Source organism: Acinetobacter sp. 148 (assembly GCF_031196675.1).
Classification (GTDB): domain Bacteria; phylum Pseudomonadota; class Gammaproteobacteria; order Pseudomonadales; family Moraxellaceae; genus Acinetobacter; species Acinetobacter baumannii.
In genome coordinates this window covers 374,874-388,592 of record NZ_JAVIMT010000085.1, presented here as the reverse complement: position 1 = coordinate 388,592, position 13,719 = coordinate 374,874, and the positions used below count along the sequence as shown (strand labels likewise).

10 protein-coding genes are annotated in these 13,719 nt (G+C 40.8%); 8 read left to right on the top strand and 2 right to left on the bottom strand.

Annotated features, from left to right (window positions below; all coding sequences use genetic code 11):
- Positions 1 to 58: 58 nt before the first annotated feature.
- From RFX69_RS17225 to RFX69_RS17205, 5 genes are read left to right on the top strand one after another with little or no spacing between them, the layout of a single operon-like run.
- Positions 59 to 1,342 (top strand): MFS transporter, encoded by a 1,284-nt coding sequence (locus tag RFX69_RS17225; RefSeq protein WP_002011956.1) that lies wholly within the window; start codon positions 59 to 61, stop codon positions 1,340 to 1,342.
- 47 nt (positions 1,343 to 1,389) lie between these two features.
- The gene (locus RFX69_RS17220; RefSeq protein WP_000608703.1) at positions 1,390 to 2,058 is read left to right on the top strand and encodes a 3-oxoacid CoA-transferase subunit A; all 669 of its coding nucleotides are present in this window, start codon (positions 1,390 to 1,392) and stop codon (positions 2,056 to 2,058) included.
- Entirely contained in the window at positions 2,058 to 2,711 is a 654-nt protein-coding gene (locus RFX69_RS17215; protein WP_000116039.1) for a 3-oxoacid CoA-transferase subunit B, read from the top strand. The genes RFX69_RS17220 and RFX69_RS17215 overlap by 1 nt, the downstream gene beginning before the upstream one ends.
- A 36-nt stretch (positions 2,712 to 2,747) precedes the next feature.
- On the top strand, positions 2,748 to 4,064 hold the full coding sequence (gene dcaP / locus RFX69_RS17210) for an outer membrane trimeric porin-like protein DcaP (protein WP_289332408.1): 1,317 nt from the start codon (positions 2,748 to 2,750) through the stop codon (positions 4,062 to 4,064).
- A gap of 18 nt (positions 4,065 to 4,082) precedes the next feature.
- A complete protein-coding gene (locus tag RFX69_RS17205) occupies positions 4,083 to 5,300 on the top strand; it encodes an MFS transporter (RefSeq protein ID WP_289332407.1) in 1,218 nt (405 codons plus the stop codon).
- Between the two features lie 20 nt (positions 5,301 to 5,320).
- On the opposite strand, the gene RFX69_RS17200 is transcribed toward RFX69_RS17205, so the two are convergent.
- Complete coding sequence (locus RFX69_RS17200) at positions 5,321 to 5,770, bottom strand: PaaI family thioesterase (protein ID WP_001984007.1); 450 nt, start codon at positions 5,768 to 5,770, stop codon at positions 5,321 to 5,323.
- A gap of 305 nt (positions 5,771 to 6,075) precedes the next feature.
- Between RFX69_RS17200 and RFX69_RS17195 the strand changes: the two genes are divergently transcribed.
- Together RFX69_RS17195 and RFX69_RS17190 are read left to right on the top strand one after the other, a co-directional pair.
- Positions 6,076 to 7,878 carry an acyl-CoA dehydrogenase C-terminal domain-containing protein gene (locus RFX69_RS17195; RefSeq protein ID WP_289332406.1) on the top strand — a complete coding sequence of 601 codons (1,803 nt, stop codon included), beginning with the start codon at positions 6,076 to 6,078 and terminating at the stop codon, positions 7,876 to 7,878.
- Between the two features lie 196 nt (positions 7,879 to 8,074).
- Positions 8,075 to 8,878 (top strand): thioesterase family protein, encoded by an 804-nt coding sequence (locus RFX69_RS17190; protein WP_000995498.1) that lies wholly within the window; start codon positions 8,075 to 8,077, stop codon positions 8,876 to 8,878.
- A gap of 61 nt (positions 8,879 to 8,939) precedes the next feature.
- Here the strand turns inward: RFX69_RS17190 and RFX69_RS17185 are convergent, their stop codons facing one another.
- The gene (locus tag RFX69_RS17185; protein WP_001017554.1) at positions 8,940 to 12,422 is read right to left on the bottom strand and encodes an indolepyruvate ferredoxin oxidoreductase family protein; all 3,483 of its coding nucleotides are present in this window, start codon (positions 12,420 to 12,422) and stop codon (positions 8,940 to 8,942) included.
- Positions 12,423 to 12,626: 204 nt separating this feature from the next.
- On the opposite strand from RFX69_RS17185, the gene RFX69_RS17180 reads away from it, so the two are divergent.
- Positions 12,627 to 13,568: a LysR family transcriptional regulator gene (locus RFX69_RS17180; RefSeq protein ID WP_001230724.1), complete on the top strand. Its 942-nt coding sequence runs from the start codon at positions 12,627 to 12,629 to the stop codon at positions 13,566 to 13,568.
- Positions 13,569 to 13,719 lie beyond the last annotated feature (151 nt).

Here is a 13,719-nt window from a genome sequence, read left to right as displayed (position 1 = left end):
TAAAAAATCAAATGCCATGAGGCATGGGATGCCTCATGTTCCTTCTGAGGATATGGACATGACAACAAAGACTGTTACAGAGAATATGAGTAGCACTGAAGCTATTCAAACACCAAAAAAGATTTGGATTACAGCTTTTATATTCGCTTTTTTTACACTTTTATGTGACGGGGCCGACTTAGGTTTTTTGGCATTAAGCCTCACTAGTCTTAAAGCAGAGTTTCATTTAACTGGTGTGCAAGCCGGAACATTAGGAAGCTTGACACTATTTGGTTCGGCCGTGGGTGGTCTTATTGGTGGTTGGGCTTGTGACCGTTTTGGCCGGGTCCGCATTATTGTTTTCTTTATTGCTTTTTCTTCGATATTAACCTGCGCACTCGGCTTTACACATTCTTATATGCAATTTGCAGTTTTAAGAACAATAGGCGCCATGGGCTTAGGTGCACTTTATATTGCCTGTAACATTCTTATGTCTGAAATGGTGCCAACGAAACACCGTTCTACCGTTTTAGCAACGCTGATGACAGGTTATACCCTAGGTTCTTTATTAGCGACATTACTAGCAGGTCATATTATTCCTGAACATGGCTGGCGTTTCCTATACTGGATTGCAATTACCCCTGTGGTTTTGTCAGTTTTGATGCACTTTTGTGTACCTGAACCTGAGTCATGGAAAAAAGCCCGTCAACTAAAAGCGCTAGAAGTCGCTCAAAGTAACCAACCTAAAAAACGTCAAAATCCATATCTTGAGATTTTAAGAGATAAGAAACATGGCACCATGTTTATTCTTTGGATTATTAGTACTGGGGCATTGCAGTTTGGTTATTACGGGGTAAGTAACTGGTTACCTGCTTATTTAGAGTCTGACCTTGGCATCAAGTTTAAAGAAATGGCCATGTATATGGTCGGTACATTCCTAATTATGATGTTTGCCAAAGTAATTGCAGGGATCGTTGCCGATAAATTAGGACGCCGCGCTGTATTCGCTTTTGGAACCATTGGTACAGCCTTATTTATTCCAGTGATTGTCTACTTAAATACACCAACCAACATTTTATGGATGATGCTGTTTTTCGGTTTCCTTTACGGTATGCCTTATGCAATTAATGCCACATATATGACAGAAAGCTTCCCGACTTCTATTCGAGGCTCGGCAGTGGGTGGTGCTTATAACATTGGCAAAGTACTTTCTATTTTCTCTCCATTAACAATTGGTTATCTATCGCAAAACGGTTCTATTGGTTTAGGGCTCTTGGTGATGGCTGCAGCTTATTTTATCTGCGGTGTAATTCCATTGTTATTTATTAAAGACCGACTATTTAACCCGCAAAAGGCAGAGTGACAGATCAATCTGTCACCTTAAATTAAGGATGAAAAGGGACAAGTGAGATGATAAATAAAATCACCAGTGACATTGAACCGATTTTAAAAGCTATTCCTGATGGGGCAACCATCATGACAGGCGGGTTTGGTGTGACGGGGCAACCTGCTGAATTAATTGAAGCCTTAATCGATTTAGGAAAAAAAGAACTCACCATTGTAAATAACAATGCAGCTTCTGGTGATCGTGGTTTAACAAATCTGATTATTGCTGGCTGTGTTAAAAAAATGATTTGTTCATTTCCGAAATCTGCCGGATCAACCGTTTTTCAAGACTTATATAGAGCGGGAAAAATTGAGTTAGAACTGGTTCCACAAGGTAATTTGGCTTGTCGTATTCAGGCCGCAGGTGCTGGTCTCGGGGCTATTTTTACTCCGACTGGTTATGGTACTAAAGTTGCCGAGGGTAAAGAGACCCGAACCATTAACGGTAAAAACTATGTGCTTGAATATCCACTTGAAGCTGATTTTGCACTGATTTATGCCGATAAAGCCGACCGCTGGGGCAATTTAACATACCGTAAAGCAGCCCGCAATTTTGGCCCAATTATGGCAAAAGCCGCCAAGACCACGATTGTTCAAGTGAATGACACCGTAGAGCTAGGAACGCTTGACCCTGAGTGCATTATTACACCGGGAATTTTTGTTCAGCACGTTGTAAAAGTAGGAGATATCTAATGTCAGTTCAAAAGCGTTCTCGTGAAGATATTGCCAAGCTCATTGCCAATGACATTCCGGAAGGTTCTTATGTCAATTTAGGGATTGGCTTACCGACCAACGTTGCTAAATTTTTGCCAAAAGACAAAGAAATCTTTTTACATTCGGAAAATGGGGTTTTGGCTTTTGGTCCACCACCACAACCTGGTGAAGAAGACCAAGACTTAGTGAATGCCGGAAAAGAGCTTGTTACTTTGTTAGACGGTGGATGCTTTATGCATCATGGCGACTCATTTGACATTATGCGTGGCGGTCATCTGGACATTTGTGTGATTGGTGCATTCCAAGTTGCGGTAAATGGAGACTTGGCAAACTGGCATACTGGTAAAGCAGATGATGTGCCGGCAGTTGGCGGTGCTATGGATTTGGCAGTTGGTGCAAAAACGATTTATGTCTATATGGAGCATGTCACTAAAAAAGGTGAGCCCAAAATTGTAAAAGAACTGAGCTATCCAATAACGGGTGAGCAGTGTGTAAACCGTATTTATACCGATTTATGCATTATTGAACTCAAAGACCAAAAAGCTTACGTCAAGGAAATGGTAGACGGCTTAACTTTTGATGAATTACAGGCAGTCACTGACTGTGAATTAATCGATGCACGTGTAGCCTAAATACACACGGAAAAACGCTTCTTTAAGGATTAAAAGATGAAAAAATTAATTTTAGCTGCAGCTTGTGCTGCGGCTTCAGGGACTATTTTTGCAAATTCTTCAGATACGACAGAACAAAGAATTAATTTGCTAGAAACTGAGCTGCAAAAATTAAAAGCAGAACTTGCTGCTCAGAAACAAACTCAAAATAATTTACAGGTCAAACAGGTTAAGATCGAAGAGAACATTGAAAAAACTAAAGCAACGGTAACAGAAAAGCCAGTTGCTCCTTCATGGGTCACTTGGACGGATAACGTCAAGGTTTACGGTATTGCCCGTATTGATGCAGCGGTCGATTTTAATTCATCGCCTGATTCGGGTGGTAGAACGACCAGCAGCCTGTACCGAACACCTTTTGAAAGTGAAAAACGTTCAAACCATGCACGTTCTGATGCCATGATTAATGCAAGCCGATTAGGTGTTTATTTTAATAGCCCAAATAAAGCGGTTACAGGGAATATCGAAGCCGATTTCTTTGATAGCTCTAACATGGGAACGGGGGATGGTAAATTCCGTATCCGTCATGCATTTTTTACCTATAAAGACTGGACTTTTGGTCAAACATGGTCACTCATGTCTAACATGGAAACCCGTACAGAAGCTGTCGATTACACCCAATTTGTGGGGACTTCTTATACACGTACTCCTCAAATTCGTTATGACTGGAAAATTGATGCCAATAATGATTTAAAAGTAGCTTTGGAATATACAGGTTCGAGAGTATCGGCATTTCCAACTTTAACGGGTCGCTATACCTTTAAACAAGGTCCTTTAACGGCACTTGCTCAAGGCTTTATTAATGAAAAGTCTACAGATGTCGCAACTGCCACGGTGAAGAAAGTAAGTTGGGGTGCTGGAGGCGGCTTAAAATATCAACTCACGCCACAGCAATCGGTGCAGGCAAATTATCAATATATTGTCGGTGATCAAAAATTTATGCCGTATACCACCCAAAGTGGGTTGGCAAATTCAACAAGTTTAAATGCCGCGGGTGATTTCTCATTAAACGAAGACAAAACAGATTTGGTTATGAATAAGTTGAATAGCATCAATATTGGTTATTCATATAAATTTAATGAGCAATGGCGTGCAAACTTATCGGCTTCAATGTTTGATTATGATGACGACACGGCATATGCCAAACTCAACCCAGATGCTAATAAACGCTTAACGGACTACGCAGCTAACGTCTTTTATTCACCGATTGAGCAAATGGATATTGGGATGGAATATCACCAAGGCAAACGAGAAGTGTTTGACGGCAGAACTGCTAATGTATCACGTGTAAACTTTGTATCGATGTATAAATTTTAAAATAGGGCGTAGTTAAAAATGGAAAAAATAGTTGAGCCCAATGCAGAAAATATACTGTCAAAAAGCTTTATTTTTATCATGGCAATGACATGTGGAATTTGTGCGGGTTCAAACTATTATAACCAGCCCTTAATCTATTCGATTGCTGAAGCATTAAAAGTTAATGCCGATCAAGTCGCTTTAACTATTGTGATTAGCCAACTGTCCTACGCAGTTGGCCTTTTTATATTGGTTCCCTTAGGCGACTTTTTTGAAAAGCGAAGTTATATTTGCTTGCTCATGTGTTGTACAGGCCTTGCCCAAGTAGGGCTATCTTTAAGTCAAACTTTGCCAGCTTTATATGGCTTTACCTTTTTAGCGACATTCTTTTCGATTGCGACTCAAGTTTTGGTTCCTTTTGCCGCAGGTTTAGCCAGCCCGAAAAAAAGTCCTCAAGTTGTAGGCACTCTCATGAGTGGTTTGTTCTTGGGAATATTATTGGCACGCTCTATTGCAGGCTTACTTTCTACAGTTTGGTCTTGGCATGCGGTTTATTTAATTAGCGGAATTGTCATTTTAGTGTTTGCTTGGGTAATGTGGGTGAAGTTGCCAATTGCGCGTAAGTCTCACCAACTTAATATTCTACAGATCTATGGTTCACTATTTTCATTAGCTGTGCATCAACCTCATTTGCTGCGCCGTGGTCTTGCAGGGGGAATTGGGTTTGGTATTTTGGCTCTTATTTTTACCACCATGACCTTTATATTAGCGAATGAGCCTTATCACTTTAACGATTTCCAGATTGGTTTATTTGGAATAGTGGGCTTGGCCGGTGTATTTGCGACCCCATGGGCAGGTAAGAAAATTGCAGCAGGTCTTGAAAATAAAATTGCAGTGATTTGCATGGGGTTATTAATGAGTGCATGGATACCCCTATTTTTTGCGCAGCAGTCTCTGGTTGCCTACGCTGTTGGTGTGATTATGGCGTACTTCGGTTTGTCAGCATTTCATGTGCTTAACCAAAATTTGGTCTATCGAATTTCGGCCGAGGCACGTTCCCGTATTAATTCAATTTATATGACCTTATATTTTGGCGGAGCCGCCTTAGGTTCTTTTATTGCGGTGTATGCTTGGAAACATTGGGGATGGGAAGCATGTGCAGCCTTAGGGCTAGGGCTGGCAATATTAAGTTTTGTGATTGATCGCTTTGATTTTTATGAAATGAACAAGATAGCAAAGCAAGAAAAAGCTCCATAAACAGGAGCTTAGATATTTTATTATTTGCGAATAATCATTAAGGTTGCCGAAGCAAAAGCATACACTTTGCCGTTTTCATCTACGATTTTACCTTGGGTACTAATAATATTGCGGCCCGCATTAATCAACTCGGCCGTCGCATAGTAAGATGTATCAACCTGCATGGGGCGGATCATTTTTACGTTTAAATCAATGGTTCCATAGCCAACGCCATGTTCAAGTAATGTATGGGCCGCACTGCCTGTCGCCGTATCTAAAGCTGTGGCACAAAAGCCGCCGTGTACACCGCCTTGTATATTTCTATGTTCTTTGCGAGGAGTAACTTTATAAGTTGCTTTACCTTCGGAAACTTCAACGAGTTCCATCGGTATGGTGTGAGCCATAGGTGATGGAGAAACTTCACCATTTTTTAAAGCGGTTAAAAACTCAAGACCTGTGTATTTCGGGCTTTCCATAAATCGTCCTTGCATGATTAAGCAGTCTAATTACCATACTATAAATTGATTTTTTACGGAATAAAATTTTGCAATACAAAATATAAATTTATTCTGGTTAAACGAGACTAACTACTTTTTATATTACATTTGTATTTAAAAACATATGTTTATATTTTATCTCTATGGCTAAGTTAGGATAATTTTATTAAATTAGTGAAAATATATTTTGCTATAAGAAATTTTTTGATATTTTGATGAGATTGAAACAATAAAAGTCCATTTTAAGGAAAAACGATATCTGCCCATAACACAGGCAGAGAGGTGAAAGGAAAAAAACTATGCCTTTATACAAAGCTCCATTACGCGATATGCAATTTGTACTGCATGAAATGCTTCAAACAGAACAAAACTATCAAGGTTTAAGAAAATATCAGGAAAGCGTAAATCGAGAATTAATTGATCAATATTTAGAGGCAGCAGCAGATTTTTGTGAAAATGAGTTGGCGCCTATAAATCAAAATGGTGATCAGGAAGGCTGTCATTTAAATCAAGGCGTAGTCACAACACCGAAAGGTTTTAAAGAAGCCTACCAAAAATATGCCGAGCTTGGGTTTACTTCATTAACCGCCGATCCGGAATATGGTGGGCAGGGCTTGCCGACATTGCTGCGGATTGCGATTTCTGAAATGTTATGTGGTTCTAATTGGGCTTGGGCAATGTATCCGGGCTTGTCTCATGGGGCAATGAGAACAATTGAGCACCATGGTACCGAGCAACAAAAACAGCAGTATTTGAATAAACTCATTAGTGGGGCTTGGACCGGAACCATGTGTTTAACCGAATCCCATGCAGGCTCGGACCTGGGGTTAATTAGAACTAAAGCAGAACCAAATCCGGACGGTAGCTACTCCATTACGGGTGAAAAGATTTTTATCTCAGCAGGAGAACATGATCTTTCTGAAAATATTATTCATATTGTTTTAGCTCGTTTGCCTCAAGCACCCGCAGGGACTAAAGGCATTTCTTTATTTATTGTGCCTAAATTTAATGTGAGTGATGACGCTCAGGTGCTGGACCGTAATAAAGTCGTTTGTAGTGCGATTGAACATAAAATGGGGATTCATGGAAATGCCACCTGTGTACTGAATTTTGATGGTGCCAAAGGTTATTTGATTGGTCCTGAAAATCGCGGGCTCAATTGTATGTTTACCTTTATGAATACCGCACGCATTGGAACGGCAGTACAAGGGCTCGCTGCTTCTGAAATTTCATTTCAAGGCGCATTAAGTTATGCCAAAGAGCGCCTCGCTATGCGTTCGTTATCTGGTCTTAAATATCCTGAGAAAAATGCCGACCCAATTATTGTGCATCCCGCTGTACGCTCGATGTTAATGACGCAAAAAGCGTTTTCTGAAGGCGGCCGTGCGTTGGCTTATTTTTTAGCTCAGCATGTCGATATTGTCGAAAGCTCAAATGATCAAGAACAACAAAAACACTCCGATGAATTACTGGCTTTTTTAACGCCAATTGCCAAAGCTTTTTTAACCGAGTCAGGTAATGAGTCTGCCAAGCATGGCGTTCAAGTATTTGGCGGTCATGGTTTTATTGTTGAGCATGGAATGGAGCAAATTGTACGGGATGCGCGTATCTCAACATTGTATGAAGGAACGACCGAAATTCAATCTTTAGATCTACTTGCACGTAAAGTCCTCAAGTCAGAAGGCAAACTTCTAAAAAATATGACCCACTTAATTGATCAATTTATTGGTCAACAGCAATCAAATGAAGTGCTGACACCTTATTTAGAAAAATTAGCTGAGCTTAAGCAACAATGGTTGTCACTGACCAAAACTATTGCAGAGAAAGCCAAGCACAACCCTGAAGAAATAGGAGCCGCTTCAGTAGATTATCTTTATTTTTCCAGTTACGTTGTGTTCGCGTATTTGTGGGCTCGAATGGCACAAGTTGCCCATGAAAAATTAGAATCGGGTACACAAGAGGAAGCTTTTTATAAAGCAAAATTAACGACAGCTAAGTTTTTCTATCAAAAACTTTTACATCGTACACAGAGCCATGCCGCTTCTATTGAGTCTGGAGCTGAATCTGTGATGGAACTCGATCAAGATGCTTTTGCATTTTAGTGAATGGTAAGTTCTAGAATCGCTGGGTGAAATTGACATGCGAAATTTTACCTAGTGATTAAATTTGTAATTTTAGACTCATCAGTTTTTGGTAGGAAAAACCAGTTGAGCCAATGAAATAGAGGGTTAACATAAGCATTAAAACGTGAATTTTCATCAAATATTGAAGTTGTATAAGGACTAAGGAAAGAAAATCATGAATGCTTATTATCAATTACTGAATAGAACAATTGGTCCTCAAGGTGAAATGATTGCTCATTATTGCTCAACTGTTCATGCGCAAGGTGCTTGGAACCCTCATGAACAGCATATGGCGCCTGCAAGTGGCGTGATCGCAGTAGAGTTAGAACAGTTTTCACCGCGACAAGATATGCGAATTGGCCGAATTAGTTTTGATATTTTTGGATTAATTGCATTTGGTGAATTTACGATTAAGACCCATGTGATTCGTGCCGGTAAAACGATTGAATTGATTGAAGCAGAACTACAAGCACAAGGTAAAACTTGTATTGTGGCTAGAGCATGGCGCATGTGTACTCAAGACAGTTCCGAGATTGCGGGGCTTGAAGATCAACCAATTCATCATCCCGATACCTTTACTGAATGGTCGGGCATGAAAAGATGGCCGGGTGGTTTTATCCAGACATTAGTCACTAAAACAGATGATCAGCATCGCGCGGGCAAAGGCATTGTTTGGCTAAACAATGATAAAGAAATGGTTGAAGGGCAGCCGACCACAGATTTTGCGCATTTAATTGGCATGGTAGATGCGGCAAACGGCATTGTCCCAAGACAAGAAGGAGAATTTACTTGGGGCTTTCCAAATCTTGATTTACAAATTCACATGCACCGTTATCCGCAAGGGAAATGGCTAGGTTTGGAAACCGTTCAGCAATATGGTTCGGATGGTATTGGTTTAACCAGTGCAGTTTTACATGATGTATATGGCCCATTTGGACGAAGCGAGCAGATTTTGACTTTACGTAAAATGACTAAATAAATTTTTGAGCCAATAAAAAAGTCATCCCTAAGGATGACTTTTTTATTTTGAGATTTAATTTTTAGTTACGGACTTTTAGCAGTGTTGGGGTAAGTTCATCCCAACGTTGTTTTGCAGCGTCCATTGCTTTCATTTTGATATGCCCATAACCACGAACTTCTGCCGGTAATTTTGCAATTTGTTCAGCAACTGCCAAGTTATGATTGTCTGGTGCTTCAACAAGTGCTTCAACAAATGCGATGTAACGGTCACGCCAAGCTTGTTCGTGTTGTCGTTCTTCTTGACGTGCAAATGGGTCAAGGAAAGTTTCACGAAGCCATTGTAAGCGAGCAAGCATCATCATTGGGAAGCGCATCCAGTAACCAAATGCACGTTTACGGACATTTTTCAGGCCACCAAGTAACGCTGGCGGAGCAAGATGATACGTTAAACGTAAGCCTTTACCGAATTGGGTTTCGATCGATTCTTTGAAGCTTTTACCTGTTAGTAGACGTGCAACTTCATATTCATCTTTATAAGCCATAACTCTATAAAGCTGAGTTGCAATCGTACCTGTTAACTCTTCTGGTAACTTTTTAGCTGCCAATTCTACAAGTGTGCGGTATTTAGCTGCATAAGCTTCATTCCAGTAGTCTGTTAGACGAGCAGAACGGTCTTCAACAAGTTCAGCCAAAGTTTGCGGAGTTTTGGTTTTTGGCATTGCTGCAAGTAAACGAGCAGCTAAAGTCGGGTCACTTGCAAGATGACAACCCACGCGGAAAGCTTCGATGTTCTTTTCAACAGCCGTACCATTTAGGCGAATTGCTTTTTCAATGCTTTCACGTAATAGCGGAATGCGACCAGATTGCCATGCCATACCGAGTAATAACTGGTTGGTATAAATTGAATCACCTAAGAGTAGTGTGGCAATGCGAGCCGCTGGTAGAGAAACCAGTTGACCTTGACGAACACGACCACGAAGACGATCAATTAAATCGGTAATAGGCGCATACCAGTCACGAGATTTAATAAACTCAGAAGTAGGAGTGCTGTCTTCATTCACAATGACTAGAGCATCTTCTTTTAAGCGCGAAAGGGCTGCACCACTACCAGCAACTACCGCATCTGCACCAATGAGTAATTCACATTGACCTGCTGGAATTTTGGTCGAAGAAATTTGCTCATCACTTGCTGCAAGTTGTACGTATGAATAAACCGTACCACCTTTTTGCGCAAGACCTGCCATATCCATAACACGTGTTGCTTTGCCTTCTAGGTGAGCTGCCATACCAAGAAGTGCACCGATAGTCACAACACCCGTACCACCAATACCACCGACCATAATGCGACTTGGAACATCATATAACTGAGGAATAATTGGGGACGTTGGCCATCCTGCGCTAATACCTTCAAATTTAGCAGGACGTTTCATATCACGTGTATGAACAGTCACAAAGCTTGGGCAGAACCCTTCAGCACAAGTGAAGTCCTTATTACAACTACTTTGGTTAATTTGACGTTTAGTGCCTAAAGCTGTTTCTACTGGCTCAATAGATAAACAGTTTGATTTTTTAGAACAGTCGCCACAGCCTTCGCAAATATCGGTATTAATGAATAAACGTTCAGCTGGGTCAGGGTAAGCATCGCGTTTACGGCGACGGCGTTTTTCACTGGCACAGGTTTGTACATAAATTAAAGCAGTTACACCTGAAATTTCACGTAGCTCACGTTGAACTGCGTCAAGTTCATTACGGTGGCGAATTTCTACACCTGGTGCAATACCGTCTTCTTCATTTAACAGTTTGATTTCATCAGTCACAATGACTTGTTTTTTAATACCTTCGGCATCGAGCTGACGAGTTAATTGTGCAACGCTCAAATGACCATCTACATGCTGACCGCCTGTCATAGCGACTGCGTCGTTGTAGAGAATTTTATAGGTGATATTGGTTTTTGCAGCGATAGATTGACGAATTGCCAAGTAACCTGAGTGGAAGTAAGTCCCATCACCAAGGTTAGCAAAAATGTGTTTTTCATTGGTAAAAGGCGATGCACCGACCCAGCTTACACCTTCACCACCCATTTGAGAGAATGTTTCCGTACCACGGTCAAGCGAAACAGCAATATAGTGGCAACCAATCCCACCTAATGCACGGCTACCTTCAGGAACGACGGTTGATGAGTTATGTGGGCAACCACTGCAGAAATAAGGTTTACGTTCAGCAAGGTCAATAACACGTTTTGATTCTTGCTCTGCTTTTAGTAGGAGGTCGATTCTGCTTTGAATTTGTACTTTTAAGCTTTCTGGAATATCTAGTTTTAAGAAGCGAGCAGCCAACATTTTTGCAATCGGTTCAGGCTGGTACTCATAGTGACCAATGAGCGGTGCTTCTTCAATAGAGGTACTCCATTCACCTTTGCCGTCAGTTGCTTTACCAATGACACGAGGACGTTGGTCATCAGGCAGTGAGTAAAGCTCATCTTTAATTTGTGTTTCAAGAATTGGACGTTTTTCTTCAATAACGATCAACTCTTCTAAACCTTTGGCGAATTCACGAATACCTTGTGGTTCTAAAGGCCAGATTAGACCAACTTGATAAACACGTAGCCCAAGCTGTTGGGCTGTTTCATCTTCAATTCCTAAAATACGTAGGGCTTCAATGGTATCTAAATAACCTTTACCACTTGCAGCAATACCAATACGGGCATTTTCACAAGGCCATGTTACGGTATTGATTTTATTCGCACGGGCATAGGCCAAAACAGCTGGTAAGCGATATTTATAAAGACGTTCTTCTTGTTGGATGCCATGATCTGGCCAACGAATGTTAACGCCACCCTCTGGGAAATTAACATCTTCTGGTATAACAGGAGTGACACGGTCTAAGTCGACATGAACTGAAGCGGAAGTTTCTACAATTTCACTGACTAGCTTCATTGAAGTCCAAAGACCAGAAAAGCGTGAAACTGCGATGGCGTGAACACCAAAGTCTAAAATTTGTTGAACGGATGTTGGGTAGAAAATTGGAATACCGCAACCAATCATGACATGTTCAGACTGGTGGGGAACTGTAGAAGATTTGCATGAGTGGTCATCACCAAATAAAGCAACAACACCACCACGTTCAGAGGTACCAGCTAAGTTAGCATGGCGGAGTACATCGCCTGAACGGTCAACACCCGGGCCTTTACCATACCACCATGAAGACACTCCATCATATTTGCCTTGACCTGAAAGATTTGCTTGTTGTGTACCCCAGATTGCGGTAGCAGCCAAGTCTTCGTTTACACCAGGTTGAAATACGACATTATGGGATTTAAGTAATCCTTCAACTTGCCAAAGGAAATTATCATAGTTACCAATAGGGGAACCACGATAACCAGAAATAAAACCAGCAGTATGATAACCATTGATCGCGTCACGGCGAGTTTGGGCAAGAGGCAACCGAACAAGTGCCTGAATGCCGGTCATAAATGCTGTACCGTTATCACTTACATATTTATCTTCAAGTGACACATCCTTTGTTGCAATAATATTTGGAGTGACTTTTGTAGCTATATTCATTTATATCTCCTTAGAATTTTTAGTAGCTCGGACTACTTTCTTTTTTCAACATCCAGTTGAATATTTGGAGCAAGTGACATACGAAATAAAAAAGATCGGTTCCTCTTCTTAAAAAAGAATTAGTGCCAATGTATGTACATTTAGTCATTGTGGTTGATCTAAACTGGTGCAACAATCCGTAATTTAGGAAAAGATATTTACGTTATGCGCAAAAATCTCGATGGTGGACTTTTGCATGCAATGCATGCATTCCTGAAAGTGATTGATAGCGGGAGTTTCACAGCAGCAGCTGAGCAGATGGATCTGACCACAGCACAGGTTTCACGTCTTATCAGCGAGCTAGAAACACGCTTAGGTACAAAATTAATACAACGCTCAACGCGCCAGCAGGCACTGACTGATATTGGTGCAACTTATGCAGAGCGTTGTCGGCAAGTTATTTCAATGGTGGATGAAGCAGAGGCAGAAGTCACCGGAACGGCATCTAAACCTAAAGGTCGTTTACGTGTATTAAGTATGGGAAGCTTTGGGCATCATTATGTTTTCCCTGTCATGGCCGAGTTTTGTAAGCATTATCCCGAATTAACCGTGGAATATACGACCTCACAATACGTTCCAGACCTGTTAGCAAAAGGGGTGGATGTCAGTCTTTATCTCACTGAATCATTAACAGACTCTCGTTTTGTTGCACGCAGAATTGGCACTATTTTTTCTGTTTTATGTGCTTCACCCGCGTACCTAGAAAAACATGGCGTTCCTAAGTCTCCAGAAGACTTAAAAAATCATGCCTGTTTACGCTTGGTAAACCCGTCTATTACGCCAGATTGGCATTTGTTAAATGCCAATGGTGAGTCTTGTCAAATCGACATTGGAGGGCAACTCATTGCAGATAACCCTGAGTTATTGTTAGATGTGGTGCAACAGGATATGGGGGTCGCGTTATTGCCGATGTTTTCGGCTTTAGACGCGGTTCAAAATGGAAGATTATGTCATATCTTGCCTGAGTGGCGTTCGCCCGATATTGGAGTTTATACCTTATTGCCTTCACGCCATTTTATTGATGCTAAAACACGCGCATGGCTGGATTGGGTAGAAGAATATATTTCTCCAAGAATTGAAATGGATGCATCTTATTTTTATAAATAATGAGATAAATTTTTTAAGGATTACAATTGAAAAAGGATGAAGAATAATACGGATTAGAATAAAAATAGGGTAGAAAATGCTTCTTTTAAAGAGGCATTTAATACAGAGATGAACGATAAATTTAAAAAAAATTGCATGAGGGATTGAATCC

Coding starts and splice junctions, on each gene's coding strand:
- RFX69_RS17225 (WP_002011956.1), top strand. CDS start 59: ATGACAACAAAGACTGTTACAGAGAATATGAGTAGCACTGAAGCTATT.
- RFX69_RS17180 (WP_001230724.1), top strand. CDS start 12,627: ATGCGCAAAAATCTCGATGGTGGACTTTTGCATGCAATGCATGCATTC.
- RFX69_RS17205 (WP_289332407.1), top strand. CDS start 4,083: ATGGAAAAAATAGTTGAGCCCAATGCAGAAAATATACTGTCAAAAAGC.
- RFX69_RS17215 (WP_000116039.1), top strand. CDS start 2,058: ATGTCAGTTCAAAAGCGTTCTCGTGAAGATATTGCCAAGCTCATTGCC.
- dcaP (WP_289332408.1), top strand. CDS start 2,748: ATGAAAAAATTAATTTTAGCTGCAGCTTGTGCTGCGGCTTCAGGGACT.
- RFX69_RS17220 (WP_000608703.1), top strand. CDS start 1,390: ATGATAAATAAAATCACCAGTGACATTGAACCGATTTTAAAAGCTATT.
- RFX69_RS17195 (WP_289332406.1), top strand. CDS start 6,076: ATGCCTTTATACAAAGCTCCATTACGCGATATGCAATTTGTACTGCAT.
- RFX69_RS17200 (WP_001984007.1), bottom strand. CDS start 5,770: ATGCAAGGACGATTTATGGAAAGCCCGAAATACACAGGTCTTGAGTTT.
- RFX69_RS17185 (WP_001017554.1), bottom strand. CDS start 12,422: ATGAATATAGCTACAAAAGTCACTCCAAATATTATTGCAACAAAGGAT.
- RFX69_RS17190 (WP_000995498.1), top strand. CDS start 8,075: ATGAATGCTTATTATCAATTACTGAATAGAACAATTGGTCCTCAAGGT.